This is a genomic window from Nitrospira sp. (assembly GCA_030653545.1).
Taxonomy (GTDB): Bacteria; Nitrospirota; Nitrospiria; order Nitrospirales; family Nitrospiraceae; genus Nitrospira_D.
The window spans coordinates 293,856-318,029 of sequence record JAURZE010000024.1; the positions used below are offsets into that span (position 1 = coordinate 293,856).

The 24,174-nt window shown below is 58.3% G+C and carries 19 protein-coding genes and 1 pseudogene; 11 read left to right on the forward strand and 9 right to left on the reverse strand.

Translation table 11 applies throughout. The annotated features are described in order from the left end of the window. Positions 1–16: 16 nt before the first annotated feature. The 3 genes from Q7U39_11580 to Q7U39_11590 form a co-directional block, all read right to left on the reverse strand. Positions 17–1,216, reverse strand: a complete 1,200-nt coding sequence (locus Q7U39_11580) for an ATP citrate lyase citrate-binding domain-containing protein (protein MDO9118591.1) — start codon at positions 1,214–1,216, stop codon at positions 17–19. A 232-nt stretch (positions 1,217–1,448) separates the two neighbouring features. Continuing rightward, a complete protein-coding gene (gene mutM, locus Q7U39_11585; GenBank protein ID MDO9118592.1) occupies positions 1,449–2,288 on the reverse strand; it encodes a bifunctional DNA-formamidopyrimidine glycosylase/DNA-(apurinic or apyrimidinic site) lyase in 840 nt (279 codons plus the stop codon). A gap of 101 nt (positions 2,289–2,389) precedes the next feature. Next, entirely contained in the window at positions 2,390–2,842 is a 453-nt protein-coding gene (locus tag Q7U39_11590; GenBank protein MDO9118593.1) for a dual specificity protein phosphatase, read from the reverse strand. Between the two features lie 126 nt (positions 2,843–2,968). On the opposite strand from Q7U39_11590, the gene Q7U39_11595 reads away from it, so the two are divergent. Beyond that, positions 2,969–3,328, forward strand: a complete 360-nt coding sequence (locus Q7U39_11595) for a hypothetical protein (GenBank protein ID MDO9118594.1) — start codon at positions 2,969–2,971, stop codon at positions 3,326–3,328. Positions 3,329–3,365: 37 nt separating this feature from the next. Next, positions 3,366–3,539, forward strand: a complete 174-nt coding sequence (locus Q7U39_11600) for a hypothetical protein (protein ID MDO9118595.1) — start codon at positions 3,366–3,368, stop codon at positions 3,537–3,539. A gap of 9 nt (positions 3,540–3,548) precedes the next feature. Here Q7U39_11600 and Q7U39_11605 read toward each other — a convergent pair whose 3' ends face one another. After that, complete coding sequence (locus Q7U39_11605) at positions 3,549–4,676, reverse strand: small ribosomal subunit Rsm22 family protein (protein ID MDO9118596.1); 1,128 nt, start codon at positions 4,674–4,676, stop codon at positions 3,549–3,551. Between the two features lie 132 nt (positions 4,677–4,808). Between Q7U39_11605 and Q7U39_11610 the strand changes: the two genes are divergently transcribed. Beyond that, entirely contained in the window at positions 4,809–5,057 is a 249-nt protein-coding gene (locus Q7U39_11610) for a hypothetical protein (protein ID MDO9118597.1), read from the forward strand. A gap of 99 nt (positions 5,058–5,156) precedes the next feature. Here the strand turns inward: Q7U39_11610 and Q7U39_11615 are convergent, their stop codons facing one another. From Q7U39_11615 to Q7U39_11635, 5 genes are read right to left on the reverse strand one after another with little or no spacing between them, the layout of a single operon-like run. Next, positions 5,157–6,479: a transketolase C-terminal domain-containing protein gene (locus Q7U39_11615; protein ID MDO9118598.1), complete on the reverse strand. Its 1,323-nt coding sequence runs from the start codon at positions 6,477–6,479 to the stop codon at positions 5,157–5,159. A gap of 39 nt (positions 6,480–6,518) precedes the next feature. Next, positions 6,519–7,283, reverse strand: a complete 765-nt coding sequence (locus Q7U39_11620) for a carbon monoxide dehydrogenase beta subunit family protein (protein MDO9118599.1) — start codon at positions 7,281–7,283, stop codon at positions 6,519–6,521. 26 nt (positions 7,284–7,309) lie between these two features. After that, positions 7,310–7,630 carry a hypothetical protein gene (locus Q7U39_11625; protein MDO9118600.1) on the reverse strand — a complete coding sequence of 107 codons (321 nt, stop codon included), beginning with the start codon at positions 7,628–7,630 and terminating at the stop codon, positions 7,310–7,312. Positions 7,631–7,653: 23 nt separating this feature from the next. Then, the gene (locus tag Q7U39_11630) at positions 7,654–8,373 is read right to left on the reverse strand and encodes a 2-oxoacid:acceptor oxidoreductase family protein (protein ID MDO9118601.1); all 720 of its coding nucleotides are present in this window, start codon (positions 8,371–8,373) and stop codon (positions 7,654–7,656) included. Positions 8,374–8,398: 25 nt separating this feature from the next. Further along, positions 8,399–9,301, reverse strand: coding sequence for a thiamine pyrophosphate-dependent enzyme (locus Q7U39_11635; GenBank protein ID MDO9118602.1), 903 nt, complete (start codon positions 9,299–9,301; stop codon positions 8,399–8,401). Between the two features lie 414 nt (positions 9,302–9,715). Here Q7U39_11635 and Q7U39_11640 point away from each other — a divergent pair, with 414 nt between their 5' ends. The 8 genes and pseudogenes from Q7U39_11640 (at position 9,716) to Q7U39_11675 (ending at position 24,044) form a co-directional block, all read left to right on the forward strand. Continuing rightward, positions 9,716–9,964: a methylenetetrahydrofolate reductase C-terminal domain-containing protein gene (locus Q7U39_11640; GenBank protein ID MDO9118603.1), complete on the forward strand. Its 249-nt coding sequence runs from the start codon at positions 9,716–9,718 to the stop codon at positions 9,962–9,964. 19 nt (positions 9,965–9,983) lie between these two features. After that, positions 9,984–10,400, forward strand: a complete 417-nt coding sequence (queF, locus tag Q7U39_11645; GenBank protein MDO9118604.1) for a preQ(1) synthase — start codon at positions 9,984–9,986, stop codon at positions 10,398–10,400. A gap of 463 nt (positions 10,401–10,863) precedes the next feature. Beyond that, a pseudogene (locus Q7U39_11650) lies at positions 10,864–12,819 on the forward strand (TonB-dependent receptor). 33 nt (positions 12,820–12,852) lie between these two features. Continuing rightward, on the forward strand, positions 12,853–13,788 hold the full coding sequence (locus tag Q7U39_11655; GenBank protein ID MDO9118605.1) for an ABC transporter substrate-binding protein: 936 nt from the start codon (positions 12,853–12,855) through the stop codon (positions 13,786–13,788). Then, positions 13,742–16,690, forward strand: a complete 2,949-nt coding sequence (locus Q7U39_11660) for a response regulator (GenBank protein ID MDO9118606.1) — start codon at positions 13,742–13,744, stop codon at positions 16,688–16,690. The genes Q7U39_11655 and Q7U39_11660 overlap by 47 nt, the downstream gene beginning before the upstream one ends. Then, the gene (locus Q7U39_11665) at positions 16,687–17,829 is read left to right on the forward strand and encodes an FIST C-terminal domain-containing protein (protein ID MDO9118607.1); all 1,143 of its coding nucleotides are present in this window, start codon (positions 16,687–16,689) and stop codon (positions 17,827–17,829) included. Before Q7U39_11660 ends, Q7U39_11665 begins: the two co-directional genes overlap by 4 nt. Before the next feature lie 8 nt (positions 17,830–17,837). Further along, a complete protein-coding gene (locus tag Q7U39_11670; protein ID MDO9118608.1) occupies positions 17,838–22,199 on the forward strand; it encodes a PAS domain S-box protein in 4,362 nt (1,453 codons plus the stop codon). Next, entirely contained in the window at positions 22,200–24,044 is a 1,845-nt protein-coding gene (locus Q7U39_11675) for an EAL domain-containing protein (protein MDO9118609.1), read from the forward strand. The last annotated feature ends 130 nt before the right edge of the window (positions 24,045–24,174 follow it).

Consider the following 24,174-nt stretch of genomic DNA (forward strand, 5'->3'; position numbering starts at 1 on the left):
TGGTCATTGACGGCGACTACTTCGCTTGGAGCGCCTTATCAACGATGTCGGTGAGCGGCGTGTTGCGATCGAAGACACTGATGTCGAACCCTTCGTCCTTGAGCGCGCGCATCGCGTCGAGCCCTTCCTTCTCTCGCGGGCCTCCACGACGCACCCAGATCTTCACGCCCTTGAGCTTCCCTTCCGCCTTGGCTTTGCGGAATCCGTTGATGATGCCGCCGAACGTCTTCACCACGTCGGTGAAATTGGCAATCGCGCCGCCGACAATGATGTTCTTGATTCCAGGCAAGGAGCAGACTTTCTCCGTCAGCACTTCAACCGCCCAGTCGGGTGGATCGCCGGAGTATTCGGCATAGTTTGCCAACTTACCGCCTCGGGCCACGACCGCATCGGAGTAGTACACGCTGGCACCGCCGCCGGCTGGCAGCATCGCCGTATCACCACCGGGAATTTCGATGAACTTGACCGAGCCCTTGATCTTGCTGTCGACCGCCATGACCTCCTCTTCCTGCTTGGAGTAGGCCCGGCCGAACTCTGCCGCAAACGCAAAATTCCAATCCGGATGGCGGAACTTGGCATCGCCGTCGAGCAAAGTCACCGCATCGAGCGCCACCAGTTCGCCATCGCTCGCGCGAGTCACGACGGGATTGACTTCTAGGTACTGCGCGTCTTCACTATCGAAGCAGGCAAACATTTTCCCGGCAAACTCGGCCATTTTCTTGGTCAGCGGCCCGGCAAATCCCGCCTCTTTCGAAAGCTTTTCGAGTGCCTCGGCGGAAGGGGCCTGCCCGATCTCGAGGCAGAGCCGCTTAACCCGTTCCCAATTCGATTCGACTTCAATACCGCCGCAATTCGCGACGAGAATTTCACTGCCTTCGCGCGTGGATTTCACGGCGCAATAATATTCTTCCTTGTGGGCAATCATTTCTGACACGATGACCTGCGTCACCGTGATGCTTCCGACTTGGCGGCCGATCATTTCCTTGGTCGCGGCTTCCGCTGCCTTGAAATCCAGATCGACTTTGACCAAACCAAGCTTAAACCGCGACCCAAGGGCCTCGTGGGCCTTGGCGACGAGCTTGGATTTCTTCAGCCATTCATTCGCTTGCCCCAGCTTCGTCAACTCATCGACAGATGTGACGACGACGTAATTGGGGACGTTGATCCCCCACTTCTTCATCAGCCCCATTCCGGGGCCTTCAAGCACCTTGGCCATGACGACACTCCTTCAGCGTAGTGGAAACCAGCGATAAGGGAGCCGGATTGTAGCGAAATCGAAGGGATGACTCAATACACCAGAGGTACTAACTTGGGGAAGCTCAAAAGGCCTAGTCCGCTGGCTTGCCCATACTAGGCAAGCGGCACGTAACATATTGAATCATTAGGATATATCCTCAAGATAGCACCGCCGTATTGCATTCATTGCGTACATGACCTCAGAGGTAATCTCAACGACACGTCCGAATCTTCTGACACGTGGTGCAAATAAATGAACTTCGCTCGCTTTGTATGCGCCGGATTAGGGCCCCACATTTCCCCGGACAAGGGAGCCCCTCCTTGCCATACACGAGGTGGCGTTGCTTATACGTCCCTTCGGAACCGTCCGGGGCAAAGAAATCCTTCACGCTGGACCCCCCGCACTCAATGGCCTGCATTAGAATCGATTGCATCTCATGGTGGAGACGGCTGGCGGCAGAAGGTGCAAGCTCACTCGCGATCACATTCGGATGCAAGCGCGCTCGAAACAGGGCCTCATTCGCATAAATGTTTCCGATACCCGCGATCGCTTGTTGATGCATCAACACCGCCTTCAAGCGACGTCGGAAGCGGCGGAGCAGCTGAGCAAACTCTTCGCTGGTTACATGAAGCGGGTCGCATCCAAACCGCCTGGCCAGATAGCGATCGAGCCCCGCGCGATCCAGCAAGGAAAGCCGTCCGAACCGGCGCGGGTTCCAATAGCGCAATGAGCCGGTCGACGAGGAATCGAAATGCATCGTGTAGTGCACATGCTGAGGGAACTTGATCGACACGGCCGGGAATAGCAGCAGCCCGGTCATCCCGAGTTCTGCCACGAGGTAGCGCCTGTCCCCCGCTTTCTCAAATTCAATCGCCACACTCTTGCCGTATCGATCGACCGCCGTCACCACACTCCCGGGATACCACCAATCCGTCTCGCCGCCCTCGCGAACGATATCGGATCTCCCGACGACGACATCGGTAACCTGCGCTCCAATCAAGCGCGCACGAAGTTGACGAGCCGCGACCTCGGCTTCGGGAAGTTCAGGCATAGGGCCCTTTACGCGATGAAAAGAGATGGCGCATCAACATAAATCATTACGCCATGCGAACGGAGGGAAACGCAATACTGGAACGACCTCACGTAGGCGAGCTACACGGCACCCGGAGCAGACGTGGATCCGGATTTCTTGCCGGCTCGATTGGCACGCAGGTTGAGTACGTTCTCAATGGTCGTCTGCAACTGAGGAAGCGGCATCGCTCCAGGCCGACGGGCTTTGACAAACGCCAAGGCCTCTTCATAGGGCAGGCCTTGGTTGCAGCAAAAGTAGGCAATCAAGACGGACGCAGACCGCCCCATCCCCGCACGACAGCAGACCAGCGTTCTGGCTCCTGCGGCCCGCGCTTCGAGCCACGTCACCGCACGGTCGAGCCGAGCAGGGTCGACGGCTGAAAACTCTTTGAATGGAATATACTCGTAGTCCAACCAGGCAGGAGGCTCAACTTTAAACTCTGCTGCCACCAGCAACAGTCCGGTAACTCCCGGCATGGGGTTCCGAGCATCGTCGATATTGCCAAGTATCAAGGTTTCAGAAATCGCATGCATAGCAATCTAAGTATAGGATTGCGTGGAACGGGTCAAGGAAATCACGGCTGATCGGCTTCGCCGTTGCAGTCTACTCAACCCTCTCGCTATACTTACCTATCCGTTCATAACGATAAGGGGAACTGAATGCCTTCTCTCTCGCCGGAAGAAGTTGAACAAAGACTGACTTCGGTCCACTGCGCCATTTGCAAGGGTGATCGGTTCGGGATCGACCGCCGTTTCATGCAACCGGATGGCGAGTGGCGCGGCGTCTGCATAAAATGCCGCTACAGCTTTCCTGTCTACACTGACATGGAGTTTTACCAGCGCACCCAGCCGGACATTCCCTATCGCCTCAAAGAAATCGCCTGCCGCACCTGTCAACACCGCGGAGTCTCATTGGATTTTCGTATTACCATGTCGGTTCGTGAAGCGATCTACTTTGTGACCTGTCTCGGCTGCAAGACCCAATTCCCCGAGCAATCGTCACTGGAAGCCTTCGAATAACTCCCCTTAAGTCAGCCTGCGGGTGTATACTGAAATTATGGAAGATAAGAACAAACAGCAGGAACCAGCGGCGGCACCGAAGGTCCGCAAGGAAATCCCCCTTATTTCCGTGCCCAATGATCGCGATATGATCGCCGCCGAAATGGCAGAAATGTTCGACGAGGACCGCGTCAGCCACCAGCACGGCAGTTCAGAGCCGGAAGCGGACTAACGCGCTTCATCAGACCGATCGAATTATCTGTACGGTCCCGTCTCGCTCGATTCGTCCCACCGCCGACATTCTCCCTTCCCGCTCTTTCCGCACGACTCGCTCAATCCGCACGATCGCACCGCGATGCCAGTCATCCAGTGGCGCATTCGATTCCGATTGCAAGCGATCCTGACGTCCGATTTCCGACCGCCCCAACTCGTTGCAGAGCCACGCCCGCTTCTCACCTTTCAACTCCCGCAACTCACTCACGACGCGATAGACATCCGGCCTACGCTCGACGATGGTTCGCCCGTCTTTTCGGAGCAGGAGATACGAAAACTTCAAGGCGTCTTTTATGAAACCCACCGCGTCGTCAATTTGTTGAATGCCTGGCGGGGTCTCCCAGACTCGCTCTTCATGGCACCAATCGAACGGATTTACCAGTGCCGGACAACTGTTTTCGTGGAGACAGGGGCTATAGAGCGTACACAGCTGTTCCTGAATCAATCGATCCCGTAGCTGATGCAGCGCTCTCGAGGTAGCCCGTAAAGCCGGCTCGACGATCATCAGCGTGCCGGTCGGAGCTATCCTTGCCAGAAGCTGGGTCACGAGTCCTACTTTTGCCTGCACAGGATCGGCATTTCGGGAGTAGAGTTCGTTCAGGCAATTCGCCGCAATGATCAGATCATAGGGAGCGTGCTGTTCAACCTGACTGAGCCACCCCCCATTCGGCAATCGCTCAAGATTTCCCTCATGGGTAATCAGTCTTCCGTCAAGAGCTCCAGATTCCCGGCCGTAGACCTCCCAGAGGCTCCTCGCCTGTTTCAGCGCTTCAACTGAACCATCGACCGCGACAACGGTGAGGTCCTTGATTCGCTCCGGCCAATGCTGATGGAACCAATCAAGGACGGCCAGCGCCCCTGCGCCCGGTCCCGACCCCACGTCAAGAATGCGGATCGAACGACCGGAGGCTTGCTCCGGCCAGGCCTGCGGCATTTCGTCGAGCAGAACCTGAATCTTGGACAGGCTTACCGGCAGGAAGTATTTGAGATAGGCTGCGGCATGCCCCGGATGATCGAGATAGTCGGATCTCAGTGAGGCGCGATCTTTTGTAAAGAGTCTCGAGAGTGCGGCTACGGCTTCCGCAATGCGATCCATGCCGCTCCTGACAGAACTGGAGGCGACCTGCTCAATGGCGTTGAGGAGGATCGGTGAGAGACGGGACACTGTCCGGCGTTGGTTGAAGGCCATATTCGTGTAGTGTATGCTCACCGCACGAGGAGAACAATCATGAGTGAATCATTGCTGCAAGCCTACAGGGAAGTCGAGATGGCCATGGAGCGCTTTACATTGGTGCTGCATGACCACGTCGACCACCTTCGGAATACGGAGCCGCCGGGATCCGACAAACTGCATCGCATGAGCAACGGAACAAAAGCCATGCGCGACAGCGCGTCGATTTATTTGTCCTATGCCAAATACGTCGCTCACGGGATGCCCGCCAGCGAGGAGCTGATCGAGGACGATCTGCAGGGGTAACAGCCGGCGCGTCGATTGATCGAGCCCACTGCTTCCGAGAAAACGAAAGGCCCGCCGGGTGATCCCCGGCGGGCCTTTTCATTGCGTGGGTCGCTTCGATTAAATGCTGCGCATGAAATGGGACACGTCGTCTTGATTGACGGCCCCGCCCATGACAGAAGACATCGCAACGTTCGTGGACTTCTTACCGGTGAGTCCGGACTCCACTTCGTCCACAATCAATTCGACCGGCATGGACTGCCCACCATAGACCCGCGGCCCACCGATGATTTTGGCCTTGGAATAGCCATAAATCGCGGTCGCCACTTCCTTGGCCAGCCAACCGACATAATTGAACTCGGGCACCACGATCAGCTTGGCATTTTTGCAGAGCTCCCGCAGTTCCTGCGTCGGGAACGGCCGCAACGAACGTACCTTGATCAGGCCGATCTTAATGCCCTTTTCTGCGCAAATACGGACCGCTTCGCGGGACTGAGCGGCGGCGCTTCCTGACGCAATGATCACAGCCTCGGCACCGTCCACATTTTCGGCCGTGAGCAACCCGCCCATATACTGATTGATATACTTGCGGGATCGTTCAACCGCAGCCCACACTTCCTGCTGCCAGACCGCGTGAATGTTGTAGGCCATGAAGTTCGATTTTTGAACCGGGGCGTCGCGCGAGAGACGCGCGGGAGGATTCTCCGCATCGAGGACGGGCACCGCGCCGCGCCATGCTTCACGCGGAGGCAGCTTCATGCTGCGATCCTGCATGCGCACATAGCCACGAGCATGCGTGACAAAGAATCCATCGCAGCAGACACCGACCGGCAGGGTCACATCGTTCTTCTCGCTGATGACGAACCCGGCCATCGTGAAATCGAACATGTCCTGCTGATTCTCAGCATGGAACACGATCATACCGCAATTGAGGAGATAGGAGACCTCAATATTATCCGGCTGAATCGCGAGCGGAGCATTGACCACGCGGCAGGTGAACATCGCCACGGCCGGCAACCGATGGCCTGGCCACGAGGCAATGCCTTCGAGACCTCTCAAGGTCCCAGGTCCCGCAGTGGCGGTATAGCAGCGAACGCCTGCGCGGGATCCTCCGGCGATGGCGGCCATGACGCCGACTTCTTCCTCACCGCGATAGTATTCTTTTACATATCCTTCGCCGTAGAGCACACCCACGAGCTGCATGGTTTCGCTCTGAGGCGTAATCGGGTAGGCAATGGCCAGATCCACATTCGACCGGCGAATGGCTTCTTTCGCGGCTTCGCTGCCCGTAATAAATTCCTTCGTCCTCGGGGCCTCGTGAAACAAGTACTCAGGGCTGACGACCTTCTGTCGTTTGGCTTCGGCATGCGGATCTTTCTTAGCCGGCGCCACAGTGGCAGCAGGAGCACCCGGGGGATTTGTTTTGACTTCAGCTTCGCTCATCGTTGCACCTCTTGGCTATAGCGCCCGTGATCCCGATCCTTACCCTTCACGCTTCATCTGTTCAGCCGAATGGCCAAACGTACCCGCGCTGCCGACTCCGGCAACCGTAGGCATAAAGGTCAACGGATTGGTGTGGGTCTTTCCACCGTGGACTTTGGACTGCGTTCCGGTAAACCGAACATTCTCGCCGTTTTCCGGCAACTTGATCCCCATTTCCTCACGAATCTTCTTGAAGATCTGCGCGGTCTTTTTCAGCTTGAGCACATCCGAATCGCGGATCGTCAACATGGCATCTTCGTGGCCCTGCTCGGCGCAGATCGCCATCGTGCAGCAATTCGTCCCCGCACGGATCATCTTCAACGTCAGATTGGCATAATGACAATGCACGCCGATAAAGATACAAGCCTCAATCTTATTTCCCCAAATCGTCAAATTCGGGTGATTGGGATTGATGACCTCTTCCGGATCGATCTTGGGATACTTGGGCCGGTAGTCCGGCATCGGGATAATCATCACGTTCGGAATCTGGGCGGCAATTTCCAGCGTGGCCTTGGCCTTTTCAATCGCATGTTCGTTCCAGGCCCACAACACCATCGGCCCTGGGAAGAGCGTCGCGTTGGGACTGGTCAACATCTTCCGGGCCATCTCTTCGATGACCTTATCCTCATTGGGTTCCAGCAGTCCGTAAAACAAGCCTTCGCCTGGATCGGGCAGCGACACACCAAGCTGTGCAGCGGACGGAGGATGAAATCCAGCCGGCCCCGGAACAATGATTCTCTCTCTCTTATCTTGCGTTGTTGCCACGCCCGTTCCCCTTTCTTGCCGAATGATCAGACGCTAGGGCTTACCAAAACCGCCGTTGTGCTCTTGTCGCCATAGGTAATATTGTCGGTGATGGCGGCCAACGGTAATTGATCGATCATGATCATCTTAATGGCGTTGTTCTTAGCCATGTTGTCGCAGACCCACACGCACTGCGCACAACCCTTACAACGATCCACCGCCACGTACGCGGAACCGTACTTGAAACCCTTGTCCTTCCCCATCTCCTCGCTATATTGGATGGTGTTGGCTTCCGGGCAATACTGCGTGCAGAGCTTGCAGCTCTTTGCGGCACAAATTTCAACGTTGATATCAGCTACGAGATACATGGAAAACTCCTTCTGTATCGCTATTACGCACTGGCAGCGGCGGCGACTGGCGTCTCGACACGTTTCACGTCGGGAGCCGCCCATCCGTGCTCAACGGCGTAGTTCCAACCGGCCCGCATCACGGCCACGTTCTTATCAATCAATTCCTGCTTCTTCTTGAACTTTCGTTCCACCACGCTATCCAACGCCGCCGTTCCGCCGGAAACGACGAATCCTTTTCCGAGGAACCGGTCTTTCACGGCCTGCTCCAAGCCGGCCATGTTCGTCAACCCGGTGATCGCTCCGATGCAGCCCATCAAGGCCATGTTCGTGGCAAGGTCCATCCCCGCCACTTCCAACGAAAGCTTCGTTGCCGGGAAGTAGTAGAGCTTCGCGCGACGCTCTTTCAGCTCAGCCGCCTGGTCCTTGTGCAGGTTCATCGGACCATCGTTATTGATCAGCGCGATCCCATCTTCCTTCAGACCGAAGTAGAAGGGCATCGTGTAGGACTTACCATGCGTAATAACCTGCGGATGGAAAATGATGATGATGTGGGGAAACGTGATTTCGCCGATCTCGTAGATCGGTTCATCAGAGACCCGCACATAACTCTCGACCGGCGCCATGCGCTTTTCCGATCCGTAGAACGGAACGATCGTGCTTTCCCCGCCGGCGTTGATGACCGCGGTGCTCAGGATGTGCGATCCTGTCACGACACCCTGTCCACCGACGCCTGCCATCCGAATGTTGAAACGCTTTGCCATGGGCAATCCTCCTTACCGGTCAGGCTTATGCTTTGTTGGGAATAGCGGCTGCGGGAGCGGCCGGCTTCGGAAGAAATTCCTTATAGCCATAACGCTCAGCCAAGTACTGCTTCGCTTCTTCGCTGACATATTCCGTGAACTGATATCGATCGTTTTCAACGGTCTTGGCGTCTTCCATGACCTTGTCGGTCGGAATCGCATACTCAATGTTGCAGGAGGTGTAGGCCTGAATGTAAGCAGAGCCCACTTCACGGGCGATCAGCACGGCTTTCTTGATGACGCTCTCGACACGGCGGGGATTGTTCGGGACGACGGTGGCGACATAGGCGCATCCGGCCACCTTTGCCATCTGCAACATATCCATCTTCTCGAACTTCTTGCCCAAGGGGGCCATCTTCAATACCGCGCCACGGCTCGTCATACCGCTTTCCTGACCGCCGGTATTTCCGTAGACTTCGTTATCCAACATGATCGTGGTGAATCGTTCCTTGCGGAACCAGGAGTGCAACACTTGCTGGAATCCGATGTCGGCCGTGCCGCCGTCGCCGGCCATCACGACCACATCCTTCGGCTTATCGCCGAACCGGAGGCGGAGACCGCGAGACAACCCGCTGGCCACACCATTCTGGTCGCCGTAGTTGCCGTACACGAAAGGGATCGCGGCCTGCGAAATCGCCAAACGACCGCATCCGGCAGTACCCACCATGATCGTATCTTCAGGATTCGGCACGGCGATCATAGCCAGGCGGATGAACAAGGTCATCGCACAGCCGGCGCACATCGGATGCTCTTCTAAAATCTCCTTGAAACTTCCCATCTGGGAGACGGAAACCTTCTTGCCGAACGGACCATGTTCGACCATATCCCGATATTCTTTCGGCATGAACTTCTCGAAGCCGTTTGTAAACTTCACATAATCGAGACTCATCAGGCACCTCCCTTATGTCACTGCAACGGCAACCGTTGCGTATGGTTCAACTCAATCGCGAGAGACGAATAAACCCTGTAGGACGATGAGGATGGACAACACACATTCGAGTCTGATCGATCAATTGTGCCACGGCATCCTAGCAAAGCTGAAAAAAGACTGTCAATTATATATTCCGATCAGCCCCTAAACTCCCAGCACTGTGAAAATACTATAACGTCCTGATATTCAACGCAACTTCTCAGAAGGCCCACGACATCCGAAAGAAGGCCTAGGCCCAGGCAGACCGGATAGGCCATTCGCCCCAACAAGAACCCCCAGGAGAACCTGTTTCCGGGATACAGTGGAAACTTCCCGGAGGAATTTCCTCTCGATGATTGCCGATCACCGCCAATCCGGTTAGACTGACGAACTATGCCAAATCGAGTTTTGATTCCCGGCGAAGACGATGCCGGAACCCATGTCGGCGGTGTGCACAAGCGCCCTCCCATCCCGGATCACACGCTCAAGGCCGAATGCCCGAAGTTCATGGCCCATGGCCCCTGCGGGGGTGTGCGCAAAGGCGGCCTCTGCGAAGTCTATCCGGAAATGAAATGCCCCTGGGTGTCGATGTTTATTGAACTCGAGAAAATCGGGCAGACCGATTGGATGAAACAACTCTAGCAGACATGAGGCGTGACTCGTGAAACGTGTAGCGGCGCGAAGCAGATCGAAGACCACGAAACTGGGCTACAACGAACGGCATGCCAAGAGCGGCATCAAGGCGCCATTGCCCGACATTGAAACCTTCCCCAACCAGTATAAGGGCTACGAGATCACGATCGAGATCCCCGAATACACCGCGATCTGCCCCAAAACCAACCTGCCCGATTTCGGCACCGTCACCATCCACTACAGGCCCAACAAAGCCTGCCTCGAACTCAAGTCCCTCAAGATGTATATCCACGCCTACCGCAACCTCGGCATTTTCTATGAGAACGCCGTCAATCGAATTCTCCACGATGTCGTGAAGTCCTGCAGGCCCGTCTGGGCCACAGTCACCGGCGGATTCACCGCACGCGGAGGGTTGTCGAGCAAGATCGAAGCGAAATATCCCTAGTCGTCCCCTTCCTTCAAGTCCCGCTTTCTTCGGAACATTCTTCCTCATCTACCCGCAACCCAGTCCATCGGAATAACCCCTAAGTTTCGTTTTCTTAATCACACCACCCTTCACTGCCCTCAAGTTGCCGTCAGCAAGCACCGATGAACGGACACGTACGCCCGATTGCCGGGTGTCAGCAGAGGTCGGCGTGCCCCTTCGCGTCAACGCCCACGCCACATACCACCCGCCCCTACCCAGCGCGCTTCAGCTTCATTGCACCTCTTCCGATAAGAACTACGGAGAACCAGGGCAAACCAGCTTGCCGACCGAGCCGACCGGCAAGCAGGGCTCCGGTATGTCCAAGAAGTCTGTTCGCACGCTGAATGATCAGCGCCAACGGCAATGAAGGAGTCGTGTCATGTTCAGAGCCAAGACAACCCGCGTCGGCTGCGTCGTCCTCTGCCTCATGGCGACCTCTGCCATGGCGCAAACGGATCTGCCGCTCGATCCGATCACCACCGAGCAGGCGACATCCCCAGAGGCGGGACTCTTTCTCGAAATCCCCTCGGTCTATGGAGCGGCGAAGTACGACCAGAAGGTGAGCGAGGCGCCAGCCGCCGTCATCATCATTACGGCCGAACAAATCAGGAAATACGGCTATCGGAACTTCGCCCAAATTCTCGACAGTGTCCCGGGCTTCTATACCAACAATGACCGGAATTATGGGTACACGGGAGTAAGAGGGTTCAACCGGCCGGGCGATTACACCACCCGCATCCTGCTATTAGTCGATAACCACCGGCTCAACGACGCCGTGTACGACCAGGGCGGGGCCGGCGCAGAAATGCCGATTGACGTCGATTTAATTGACCGTGTGGAGATCATCAAAGGTCCGGCCTCTTCGCTCTACGGCACCAACGCATTCCTTGGCGTGGTCAATGTCATCACGAAACGGGGACGGGATCTCAAGGGCACGGAAGTGTCGGGAGAAGCGTCCAGCTTTAACACCTATAGAAGCCGGCTCAGTTACGGCAACAAATTCTCCAACGGGGTGGAGATGCTCCTATCAGGCTCGTTGTCGGACAGCGAAGGCCATCGAGAACTTCATTATCCGGCATTCTCCAGCGTGAATAACGGCATCGCCAAGGACGCAGATCGCGACAGCTTGAGCTACTACATGGGAAAGTTCTCCTTGGGGGATGTCACTCTTACCGGCGGACATCAGTGGCGGAAGAAGACCGTGCCGACCGCGGCTTTTGAAACGGTGTTCAATGACAACCGCCACAATACTGTCGACGAACGATCGTATCTCGATCTCGTCTATCAGCATGATTTCGCAAACCAGCTCAATCTGAAGGCCCGGCTCTATTACGATCGCTACTATTATCGCGGCATATTCCCGCTCGACTACGCCGGGACCGGCACGCCTCCCTTTACTCTCAATAGAGATTTTGCGCAGGCCGACTGGTGGGGAGCTGAACTCACGGCCACGAAAAGGCTGTTCGACCGCCACAAAGTCACGATCGGGACGGAGTATCGAGATCAGTTCAGGCTAAACCAAGGCAATGCAGACATCGAGCCTCCGGCCACTTACCTCGACGACAAGCGCCGGTCAAATTTCATCGCCGTCTACGCGCAGGACGAATGGGCAATCACTGATCACATCGTGTTGAACGCAGGAGTCCGGCACGACCAGTACAGTACGTTCGGCGGTACGACCAATCCGCGGGCCGGAATCATTTCCACCTGGGATAAGACCACGGTAAAACTGCTGTACGGTCAGGCCTTCCGGGCCCCCAATCCCTTCGAGCAATATTATGTGGCATCAACTACGAATAAGGCCAATCCCAACGTCAAACCAGAAAAGATCAAGACGCTGGAATTCGTCGTCGAGCAATACTTGGGCCATCACCTCCGCATACTTGGCAGCCTCTACCAATACAACATTTCCGGCTTAATCACCCAGACGACCGACCCCGCGGATTCGCTGCTCTTTTACAGCAATGTGGAAAACATCACTGCTCAGGGCGCGGAACTTACCATGGAAGGCAAATGGGCTTCCGGCCTCGAAGGACGGCTGAGCTATGCGCTGCAACGCACAGAGAACGATCAAACGAATCAGGATCTGACCAATTCCCCTCAGCATCTGGTAAAGGCCAATGTAATTGTCCCGGTGATCGGGGACAAGCTTTTCGCAGGCTTCGAGGGACGCTATACCAGTTCACGATTGACGCTTGCGGGAACCAACGCCAGTCCCTTCTAGATCCTGAACGTGTCGTTATTCAGCCAGCAGTTCGTGAAGGGGTGGGAACTCTCCGCCCACCTCAACAATCTGATGAATCAAAAATACGGATACCCGGGAGCCGGCGAACACCAACAGAATGTCATCGACCAGGATGGGAGGACGTTCTGGGTGAAACTTAAGTACCGTTTCTAGCGGAGCGGGCGCCGGACGAATATGGAATCCTCCTTGAAAACGACATCACTCAAACGGCTGGCACTGGCGCTGCTGCTCGCCTGGCTCCTGAGCACGACGGTGCAGGCAGGCGATGTTCGCGTCGTCATCATCGCCAGCCAGGACGCGGCCCCCTATCAAGACCTGGCCAAGGGGTTTCGCCAGCACTTGGAATCGCACGCCGGGTCGGTTTCGTTCGAGACCTATAGCCTTCAGGGGAGCGCTGCCAAAGTGAGTGACCTGTTTCCTGCCATCAAGACCAAGTCTCCACAGCTGCTCCTGACGATCGGGACCCTGGCCACACAGGCTGCGCTTAAGGAACTCCCCGACATCCCTCTCGTGGCCGGATTAGTCGTGGACCCGGACAACCTGCTCAAAGGCGGCCGGGCCACGGGAATCGGCGTGGAGTTTCCCCTCGAGATCCAGTTGCAATGGCTCCAGCGAATCGTGCCCGGCGCCGGCACGATCGGCGCGTTGTACAATCCGAAGGAGAATCGCGCCAGGATCGAGGCCGCCACCAAAATTGCCCGCAACATGGGATTGAAATTGGTCTCGCGCGAAGTCGAGACACCGCGCGCCCTCCCCGATGCACTCGACAGTCTCGGCAAAGATGCCGACATCCTCTGGGGGCTCAGCGACCAGGTCGTGCTCTCCCCGCAAACGGCCGAACCGATTCTCCTGTTTTCCATGCAACACCGCCTTCCGCTCAGCGGACTGACCACCTCGTGGACCAAAGCCGGCGCCCTCTACTCACTGGACCGGGACTACGCCGATCTGGGGGCCCAATGCGGCGAACTGGCGCTCAAAATTCTTGGAGGAGCCAAGGCCGGCACCCTGCCGCCGGTCCCGCCGAGAAAAGTGGTCTATTCCCTAAACCTGAAAACGGCCGATCACATGAAGATTGATGTCCCGCAAGCGATTATCGAAGGGGCTCAACACGTTTTCCGATAACACCCGAACCCAGGACACCGGCACGATGCGCTCGACACTCGCGACAAAATTCAACCTGCTGACCGGCTCTCTGATTCTCTGCGCCGCGGTGGTCATCGGCGGGCTCCTGGTCAGGCAACAGATCGCGGCGACCTCCGAGGGTCTCATCCATCGCGGCCAGATCCTCACGGCCTTGATCGCGCAGAACAGTGAATACGGCGTGTTCACGGAGAATCGCGACAACCTCCTGAAGCTTGTCGAGAGCCTGAGCGTCGACCCCGACTTTGCCTATGTGGAAATCCGGGGAAAGGATTCGAAGGTGTTGGCCGGGAAATCAATAGACGGGCAACCAATCCCGTTGCCTGGGACTCCGCCTCTTGAGGCTAGCCCCGAGGCTGGCACGGCCAACGCGCGCAGCATGATAACGAATCAGTCCTTCATCGAGTTCGTAGTCCCCGTCACGACGAAACCGATGGCGGATTCCGGCGGCCTCTTCGTCGACCCTTCAGCGGCCTCCACTCAACCGAGTGCGATCGGATCAGTTCGTCTGGGTTTAGGGAAGCAACGTCTTGAGCAATCCATCGTACAAACCATTGCGTCCACAGGCATCACGGCATCGCTCGTCATCCTGCTTGGTATCGGGCTGACTCTCGTCGTGACCCGTCGGATCGCGGCGCCGATTCGCACGCTTCGCGACGCCACGCAAAAAGTCGCCCAAGGCGATTTGGCTCAACCGTTAACGATCGTCACGCGCGATGAAGTCGGAGACCTTGCGCACTCGTTCAATCGCATGGTCGGAAAACTGCGAGAGGCCAAGGAGCAGGAAGTCCGCCATCAAGAGACGCTCGAAGCTACCGTCGTGGAGCGCACCTCCGAACTGACCCAGACGGTCGCCGCACTCCAAATCGCCAAAGAAGCCGCCGAGGCGGCCAGCATCGCCAAGTCTCAGTTTCTCGCCAACATGAGCCACGAGATCCGCACCCCGATGAACGGCGTCCTCGGCATGGCGGAATTGCTGATGAACTCCCCGCTCACGGAGAAGCAACGGCATCTTGCCACGAGCGTGCACCGCTCGGGAACCGCCCTGCTCGGCATCATCAATGACATTTTGGACTTCTCGAAGATTGAGGCCGGCAAGCTCGAGCTTGAACAGATGGAATTCGGGCTCCGGGACACGATAGAGGAGGCAGTGGACCTCTTCGCCGAGCCGGCGGGCAAGAAAGGGGTGGAGTTGACCTGCTACATCCCCGCCGATATTCCTGACAATGTCCTTGGCGACCCAGTACGCCTACGGCAGATTCTGCTCAATCTGGTCGGGAACGCCGTGAAGTTCACCCCCAGCGGCGACGTGGCGGTCCGGGTTACCTGCGTAAACCAAGGGATCGACGCACTCACCCTGAAGGTCGAGATCGCCGACACCGGGTTGGGCATCCCCGCTCAGGTCCAATCGCGGCTCTTCACCGCATTCTCTCAAGCCGACGGATCCACTACGCGACGCTTTGGGGGCACCGGCCTCGGTCTCGCCATCGTCAAACAATTGGTAGAGCTCATGGGTGGAGAGGTCGGCGTAATGAGTGCGCCTGGCAAGGGCTCGACCTTCTGGTTCACCATCCAACTGGGACAGGGCACACCGCACGCCCCACAGGAGGCACCGGATACCCGATTCCTGCATCACACCAGAATCCTGGTCGTCGATGACAATGACATCAATCGTGACATTTTGGAGGCCCATCTCACGGCCTTGGGAGCCGACACGATCTGCGCCGAATCCGGGGCTGCCGCCCTGGCCGTCCTGCATGAGCGCGCGGGGACGCCGCCGATCGACCTGGCCATTCTCGACATTCACATGCCCGACATGGATGGCATCATGCTCGCCCGCGCCATCAAGGAGGATCCGCGCACCCGCCACATGGAGCTCCTGGCCCTCAGTTCCGTCGACAGCCAGGAACACGGGGGAGACGGGAAGGCGCTTGGATTTGCCGCCTGGCTCAGGAAACCCGTTCGCCAATCTCTCCTGAGAGACTGCCTCCGTCGGCTCCGACAGGGGGCTATCGATCGACCACCCGAACCGGTTCCGGCTCCGACACCAGCCACGCTACGGTCCTCTCTGGGGCGCGTGCTCCTCGTCGAAGACAATCCCGTCAACCGCGAGGTCTCCACCGGCATGCTCGACATCCTCGGCTATGACGTCACCGTCGCCGAAGACGGCCAGCAGGCGCTGACAGTATCCGCCGCCAATTCCTTCGACCTCATCCTGATGGATTGCCAAATGCCCGTCATGGATGGATTCACGGCCACGGCGAGGATTCGGGATCGAGAACAACAGACCCAGGTCGCACGAATCCCGATCATCGCCCTCACCGCCAACGCGATGGACGGAGACCGCGAACGCTGTCTGGCTGCAGGAATGGACGACTACCTGAGCAAACCCTTCTCCCAACAAGCACTGGGAGACCTTCTGGCCCACTGGCGTCTCCCCCGAATCCCGGCTCAGGCATCTTTGCCCCCCACGACAACAGAAACGACTGGGACCAGCGAGCAACCGCCGTCGCCAGTGTCACACGTCGATCGCACCGCCTGGGCGACCATCACCGCGCTCCAACGACCGGGGAAGCCTAATCTGCTGCACAAAACGATCGGCCTCTATCTCACGAGTTCTCAGACGCAGGTCGATGGGCTTCGCCAGGCGCTTCAGGAAGGGAATCACCAGGCCATGATCGTCCCGGCCCATACGCTGAAATCGTCGAGCGCCATGCTCGGCGCCAGCCGACTGGCCGAACTTGCCGGCCAGATCGAGACCGCCTGTCGAAACGGACAAGGGACGCGGTCGGCGGAACTGATCCCGGACCTGGAACGCGAGTACCAGCAGGCTTGCAGCATTTTCCGTCAAGAACTTTCTCAAACAGCCGAGGAGGCAGCATGAAACTCTCGACCTTCACGTATCCCGCAACTCATCCAACTCCAATCGCGAGCCATCCTCTCAAGGATCCTGCGCGGACACTCGTTATTCTCTTCGGCCCTTCCCACTTGATGGACGCTCCGGGCCCCATCCAAACAGTCCTGACCGCCTACGCCGGCGCCGCGGCCATCGGCTGCTCCAGCTCAGGGGAAATTTTCGGCACGCAAGTTCAGGACGATACCCTGGTCGTCGGACTCGTAGAGTTCGACTCCACCACCGTCCGTACTGCGTCGGCTCAGGTTACCGATCCAGGCCATTCCTTCGAAGCGGCACAGGCGCTTGCACATCAATTGATGGATCCCGCGCTCCGCGGCGTCCTGGTGCTCTCCGACGGACTGGGCGTCAATGGCAGTGAACTGATCCGTGGACTGAACGCGGTACTCCCGGCACAGGTGGTGGTCTCGGGAGGCTTGGCGGGCGACGGCGACCGGTTTAAGCGGACCTGGGTCATTAAAGACGGACTTCCGGTCGCTGGTCATGTCACAGCAGTCGGGTTCTATGGCTCCGCGATCCGGCTCACCCACGGATCCAAAGGCGGATGGGATCTCTTCGGACCGGAACGGCTTATCACCCGTTCCAAAGGAAACGTGCTCTATGAGTTGAACCAGAAGCCGGCGCTCCAACTCTACAAAGACTACCTGGGTGAACTCGCGAATGGACTGCCGGGCACCGCGCTCCTTTTTCCTCTCGCGATCCGGCAGACGCAACAGGACACCAAACGTCTGGTCCGCACGATCCTCGCCGTCGACGAGGCGGCTCAGTCCCTCACGTTTGCTGGCGATATGCCGGAGGGAGCCTATGCCCAGTTTATGCGCGCCAATTTCGACCGGTTGATTCAGGGCGCCTCCGACGCGGCCACTGCGGCGGCCGCACCGAACCCGGAGCCTTCGCCGACGCTCTCGATTGCCATCAGCTGCGTCGGACGGCGGCTCGTGCTGGGTGAACGAACCGAAGAGGAAGTCGAAGCGGCCTTCGATGTGTTGCCCAAAGGCGCGGCACAGATCGGATTCTATTCCTATGGCGAGATCTCGCCCTACAGCACGGGACACTGCGATCTCCACAACCAGACCATGACCCTGACCACGATTTCAGAGGCCGCCTGAGGCTAACGATGCATCCACTCCTGCGACGACAACTGAAACGACTGGGCCTCGACCCGGCGACGTGCCCGACGGACCCGGCAGGCTGGCAGGCCATGCTGGATCGCGTCAGTCAGAGTTATGTCGAAAACGATCAAGGCAGAGCCCTGTTGGAACAATCCCTCGACGTCACCTCCCGAGAGATGCAGGGGCTGTATGAAGACCTCCGGCGGTCCGGAGAAACAGAATTGGCGGAGGAGCGGAACAAACTCGAAGCCGTCCTCCACTCGCTCGGCGACGGGCTCTGCGTCGTCAATACGCAGTGGAAGATCGTCCTCATGAATCCGCTGGCCGAAGAGTTGCTCGGCGCGCCTCTGGCGAATCTGGCAGGCCAGCCGGTGTACCACTTCCTCTCGCCGGGCCCTGAAGAGTTCAGCCACGAATGCCTCATCACGGACACCTCGATCCCGCCGCTCGAACAAGGCATTCCCTTCCGCACCGATGATGGCATTCTCTTGCGGGGCGACGGCCAGATGATGCCGATTTCGCTCGTCGTCACGCCCATCTCAACTGACGGCGTCGTGAACGGTGCCGTGCTGGTGTTCCGGAATATCACCGCCCAGAAACAGGCGGAAGAACAACGGACAGAGAGCGCAGCGCTGCTCCGACGGGTGCAAGCCGGGCTGCTGGAATTAGCCACGAATAGCGACCTCTATCGCGGAGAACTCTCCGACGCCTTCCACGTCATTACGCGGGTCGCCTCGCAGAGTCTGCGCGTGGCTCGCGCCAGCGTCTGGTTTTTCACCGACGCGCACGCAGCCATTCGCTGCGCCGACCTGTTCGAGCAGGCGACCGAAACCTATTCAAACGGAGCGGAACTGCCCGCCACCGGCTTCCCCCGATACTTTGCGGAGTTGGCAACGGAAGATGTCATTGTCGCCAACCAGGCCCAGACCGATCCCAAGACATCGGAATTCGCCGCCAGCTATCTCATTCCGCTCGGCATTACCTCTATGCTGGATGTCCCGATCCGGTCGGAAGGAAAGATGGTCGGCGTCATCTGCCACGAACATATCGGACCGGCCAGAGTCTGGACTGCGGAAGAACAACAGTTCGCCACCTCGGTCGCCAACACCATCTCGCTGGTGCTCGAAACCGCCGACCGCCGCAAGGCGGAAGTTGAAACCCAGCGCACCAAGAACTTCCTCAATTCGGTCGTCGAGCATCTGCCCATTATGTTGTTCGTGAAAGAAGCCTCTGAGCTGCGGTTCGTGCGCTGGAACAAAGCAGCGGAGGAAGTGACAGGCTTTGACCGCAGCGAGATGCTAGGGAAATGCGATCACGATTTCTTTCCCCCAGGAGAAGCCGACTTCTTTACCGCCAAGGACCGTGAAGTCCTCGCCAGCGGTACGCTGCTCGAAATCCCCGAAGAACAGATTCACACGAAAACACGGGGGACCCGCATTCTCCGAACCAAGAAACTGTCTATTCTCGACGAAGCAGGCAAACCGCAGTTTCTCATCGGCATCGCGGAGGACATCACGGAGCGGAAACAGGCGGACGAGGCTATACGCAGGAGCGAAGCCCGAACGCGACTGGTCATCGACTCGGCCCTGGATGCCGTCGTCACGATCAATGACCGCGGATCCATCGTGGAGTGGAATCCCCGAGCCGAGGCGATCTTTGGATGGTCTGCCGCTGAGGCCTGCGGGCGGAATTTGGCAGACACGATCATTCCACTCCGATTCCGCGCAGCTCATCACACAGGCATCGAGACCTTCCTTCGCACAGGCGCGGGACCCATCCTCGACCAGCGCATTGAAGTCATGGCCCTTCGGCGGAATGGCGCGGAATTCCCTGCCGAATTGGCCGTGACCGCGCTCCAGATTGATGCAGGCTTCACGTTTACCGCGTTCATCGCCGATATCAGTGAGCGCAAGCGAGCAGAGGCGGCACTCCAAGAGCTATCCACCTTTCAAAAAGCCATGCTGGACAACGCCGGCCACGCCATCATTTCCACCGCGCCCGATGGGATCATTCGCCTCTTCAATCCTGCGGCTGAATCGTTACTTGGCTATCGCGCAGACGAGCTCATCGGGAAACAGACACCCGCGGTCTTCCACGATCCGGAGGAGGTGTCGGCGCGCGCGCGTCTCTTCTCGGCGGAACTCGGCGTCCCGATCGAACCGGGCTTCGATGTCTTCGTCGAAAAAAGCCGGCGAGGTCTGCCCAATGAGCATGAGTGGACCTACATCCGGAAAGACGGCACTCGCCTGACGGTCCTGCTGAACGTCACCGCTCTTCGAGATACAGAAGGACACATCACCTCATTCTTAGGGATCGCCTCAGACATTACCTCGCTCAAGATTGTCGAACGAGAGCTGATCACCGCCAAGGAAGCCGCGGAGGCCGCGAGCGTGGCCAAATCGCAATTCCTCGCAAACATGAGCCACGAGATCCGGACCCCCATGAACGGCGTCCTCGGACTGGCGGCGCTCTTGGGGCAAACCTCCTTGAGCCCCAAGCAACAGCGCCTGACGAACACCATCATACGATCCGGCAACTCGCTCCTGGATATCATCAACGACATTCTCGACTTTTCGAAAATCGAAGCGGGAAAACTGGAATTGGAACACACCGATTTCCACCTGCGCATCCTGGTCGACGACGTGCTCGAATTGTTTGCGGCCCCCGCGCATCAGAAGCATCTGGAACTCATTGCCGATGTGGCCGACAGCGTCCCCGCTTTTGTCAAAGGCGACCCGGCTCGACTCCGCCAGATTCTGATCAATCTGATCGGCAATGCCATTAAGTTCACCGCTCAAGGTGAAGTGGTCGTGAGTATCGTCAGTATTGCAGAGGGGAAAGACCAATCGGTCCTCTGCTTCTCGGTCAAAGACTCCGGGATCGGCATCACCCCCGACGCCTTGCGCAACATTTTCCAGCCGTTTGCACAAGCCGACGGATCCACGACGAGAAAATACGGCGGCACCGGACTCGGGCTCGCCATTGCCAAACAGCTCGTCGCCTTTATGGGAGGTGAAATCTGGGCCGAGAGTCAGATGGGATCGGGAGCGACCTTCCTCTTTACCGTGCATCTCGCCCATTCTCACCTGGGCAGCACCGGTGCGCTGGAATCGAAACAGGCGTTGCCGAACCAGCGCGTCCTAGTCGTGGACGACAGTCCGACGGCCCGCCTCACGCTGGACCGCCAGCTGCGCCGCTGGGGAGCCACCTCCACCGTCGCGGAATCAGGCACGGCGGCGGTGCAGCTCCTCGCCAATGCCTTGGAGGACGGTCTCCCCTACGACACGGTCGTGCTCGATCTCGATATGCCCGGCATGAACGGACTCGACACCGTTCGCGCTCTCCGCGACACGCTCCAGCACCATCACCCCCGCGTGATCCTCATGACGCCGGTCGAACGTGTGGACGCGGCGGAAGACCAGACCGGGCTGATCGCGGCCACCCTCACGAAGCCCGTGAGACCGTCCGACCTTTACCGAGCCCTCTCCGGACAGACCGTCCAGGTCTCCTCATCCCGTCACCATCCTGAGCAGGAAGAACGGCCCCCTGCCAAGCCTCAAGGCTCGATCCTCCTCGCAGAGGACAACGCCGTGAATCAAGAAGTGACACTGGGCATGCTGGAGGTGCTGGGATGCACCGCCACAGCCGTTGAAAACGGACGACAGGCCATCGAGTTGCTTGCGAGCCAGCCCTTCTCGGTGATCCTCATGGATTGCCAGATGCCGGAGATGGACGGATTTGCAGCGACCCGCACGATCCGTCGACAGGAGCAGAATACCGGCACGAGAATTCCGATCGTGGCCCTTACGGCCCATGCCCTGCAGGGGGATCGGGAACTCTGCCTGGCCGCCGGCATGGACGACTACCTCAGTAAACCCTTCACCATCGAACAGTTGCGGACCGTGATCCACCGGTGGCTGCCATCTCCGTCACAACCGACTCAGGTGGATGCCGCTCAGGCATCAGCCGCTCCGCCAGCGGCCCCTGCCTCTCAAACCAATGAATCTCCCGTAGATCCAAAGAGTTGGGACAGCATCACCAGTCTCCAACGTCCCGGACAGCCTGACCTGCTGGCCAAAGTCATCGGCCTCTATCTCAAGGATTCGCAGGGATTGGTCGATAAGATACTAGCAGCCGCCGCAGGGAAGGATTTCGCCTCGCTGCGAGACACTGCCCATAGTTTGAAGTCACGCAGTGCGACGCTGGGAGCCTGGCACGTCACGAATCTCTGCAAACAGTTGGAAACAGGAGCGCGGGAGCAGACCTTAGCCTGGACAGAAGCCGAACGGCTGACGAAGCAGTTACAACAGACCTTCACCGCCACGTGCGAGATCTTTGAAGGTGAACGACAGAGGAGAGCGGCGTAAATGAATTCCACCCCACTGGCCCTGATTGTTGACGACGACATTACCTTACGCGTCCTCGCGCGGGAAGCGCTGGAACAAGCCGGATGCCGGGTCGAGGATGCCGCGACTGGCCAGGAAGCCCTCGACGCCTTTCAGCGGGAAACTCCCGACATCATCCTCTTGGATGTCGTCATGCCGGGGATGGACGGGTTCGCGACCTGCGCGGCACTCCGGAAACTGCCGGGCGGCGCCTCTGTGCCCATCCTCATCATGACCGGCCTCGACGATGTGAAGTCCATCGCCACCGCCTACGACGCGGGCGCGACCGACTTTGTGACGAAGCCTTGGAATGCCCTCGTGCTCAGCCATCGGGTCCGCTACATGCTGCGCGCCAGCCAGGCCGTGGAAGAGCTCCTGGAACGCGAGATGAGTCTGGCCGAAGCCCAACGGATCGCCCGCCTGGGCAACTGGAAATGGAACTTGTCGACGAACCGGTTTATCGCCTCCACCCAAACGTTCCGCATTCTGGGCATCCAGGCGGATCCCTATTCCACGGCGCTGTCGTTTGAGGAATTCCTCAGCCATATTCACGAAACCGATCGGCCGACGGTCGAGTCCGGCATCCGTCAAGCCATCGCCACCGGCGCCCCCTTCCGCCAGGATCATCGGGTCCACCTGCCCACAGGAGACGTGCGCGTCGTCCATCACTATGCCGAAGTGGCGTTCGAACAAGGCGGCGCCGCGACCAGCGTCGTCGGGACGATTCAGGATATTACCGATCAGAAAAAAGCCGAGGCCCAGATTCACTTCCTGTCGAACTACGACCGCCTCACCCAGTTGCCCAATCGCCAACTGTTCCAGGATCGCGTGACCCAGGCCCTGGCCACCCAGAAACGCCACGAGACACAAGGCGCCATTCTCCTCGTCAATCTCGACCGGTTTCAACGCATCAACGATACACTCGGCCCGAAATGCGGAGATACGATTCTCCGCGAAGTGGCCGAACGGCTGCTCCATTGCGTGCGACAGTCCGACTCGGTGTCACGCCACGACGATCAGGAGCCCATCACACTCTCCCGACTGGGCGGGGACGAATTCACCGTGCTCCTGACCAATCTGGCTTCGGCACAGAGCGCCGCGAAAGTGACCCAGCGGATCCTGGAATCCCTCAATGCCCCTTACCAGATCGATGGCCGTCAGGTGGTGGTGACCGCCAGCATCGGGATTGCGCTGCTCGGACAGGACGGCGACGATGTCGACACGCTGCTCCGCAACGCGGACGCGGCCGTCCATGCGGCGCAGGGAAAGGGACGGAACACCTATCAATTCTATTCCCAGTCGATGAACGTGGCCTTGGCAGAACGGCTGAGTCTGGAGTCGGATCTTCGCCAAGCTTTGGAGCGAAGCGAATTTGTGCTGCATTACCAGCCCCAGGTCGACATTCGCCGATGGGAGATCGTCGGCGTCGAAGCCCTCATCCGCTGGCAGCACCCGGAACGAGGCATGGTATCTCCCATGACGTTTATTCCACTGGCTGAAGAGGTCGGATTGATCGACCAAATCGGACAATGGGTGTTCCGCACCGCCTGCGCGCAGCAGGTCGCCTGGGGGGCCTACGGCCTCGGCGAAGTTTCCATCGCGGTCAACCTGTCGGGAGTCCAGTTTCAGCAAGCGAATCTCGTGGAGTCGATTCGCACGATTGTTCGTGAGACCGGGGCCAATCCCGCTCGTTTGGAACTGGAGCTGACGGAAAGCACTGCGATGCAGGATGCAGAGAACGCGGTCGTGGTCTTTCAGCAACTCAAAACCATGGGATTCAGCCTGTCCATTGATGACTTCGGCACCGGCTATTCCTCGCTAGTGTAGTGATTCATGCTGTTCTTGTCTTATCCAGAGCGCTCTTGGCCCGATTCACTTTCGCTAAGATTTCCTGCGCGGATTTGGTCCACACAAAGGGGGTGGGCTGGGTATTGCGGTGGGTCATGTAGGCGTCAAT

Excerpts from the sequence above, each read along its gene's own strand:
- Q7U39_11580 (MDO9118591.1), bottom strand. The coding sequence starts at position 1,216 with ATGGCCAAGGTGCTTGAAGGCCCCGGAATGGGGCTGATGAAGAAGTGG.
- mutM (MDO9118592.1), bottom strand. The coding sequence starts at position 2,288 with ATGCCTGAACTTCCCGAAGCCGAGGTCGCGGCTCGTCAACTTCGTGCG.
- Q7U39_11590 (MDO9118593.1), bottom strand. The coding sequence starts at position 2,842 with ATGCATGCGATTTCTGAAACCTTGATACTTGGCAATATCGACGATGCT.
- Q7U39_11595 (MDO9118594.1), top strand. The coding sequence starts at position 2,969 with ATGCCTTCTCTCTCGCCGGAAGAAGTTGAACAAAGACTGACTTCGGTC.
- Q7U39_11600 (MDO9118595.1), top strand. The coding sequence starts at position 3,366 with ATGGAAGATAAGAACAAACAGCAGGAACCAGCGGCGGCACCGAAGGTC.
- Q7U39_11605 (MDO9118596.1), bottom strand. The coding sequence starts at position 4,676 with ATGGATCGCATTGCGGAAGCCGTAGCCGCACTCTCGAGACTCTTTACA.
- Q7U39_11610 (MDO9118597.1), top strand. The coding sequence starts at position 4,809 with ATGAGTGAATCATTGCTGCAAGCCTACAGGGAAGTCGAGATGGCCATG.
- Q7U39_11615 (MDO9118598.1), bottom strand. The coding sequence starts at position 6,479 with ATGAGCGAAGCTGAAGTCAAAACAAATCCCCCGGGTGCTCCTGCTGCC.
- Q7U39_11625 (MDO9118600.1), bottom strand. The coding sequence starts at position 7,630 with ATGTATCTCGTAGCTGATATCAACGTTGAAATTTGTGCCGCAAAGAGC.
- Q7U39_11630 (MDO9118601.1), bottom strand. The coding sequence starts at position 8,373 with ATGGCAAAGCGTTTCAACATTCGGATGGCAGGCGTCGGTGGACAGGGT.
- Q7U39_11635 (MDO9118602.1), bottom strand. The coding sequence starts at position 9,301 with ATGAGTCTCGATTATGTGAAGTTTACAAACGGCTTCGAGAAGTTCATG.
- Q7U39_11640 (MDO9118603.1), top strand. The coding sequence starts at position 9,716 with ATGCCAAATCGAGTTTTGATTCCCGGCGAAGACGATGCCGGAACCCAT.
- Q7U39_11660 (MDO9118606.1), top strand. The coding sequence starts at position 13,742 with ATGTCCCGCAAGCGATTATCGAAGGGGCTCAACACGTTTTCCGATAAC.
- Q7U39_11665 (MDO9118607.1), top strand. The coding sequence starts at position 16,687 with ATGAAACTCTCGACCTTCACGTATCCCGCAACTCATCCAACTCCAATC.
- Q7U39_11670 (MDO9118608.1), top strand. The coding sequence starts at position 17,838 with ATGCATCCACTCCTGCGACGACAACTGAAACGACTGGGCCTCGACCCG.
- Q7U39_11675 (MDO9118609.1), top strand. The coding sequence starts at position 22,200 with ATGAATTCCACCCCACTGGCCCTGATTGTTGACGACGACATTACCTTA.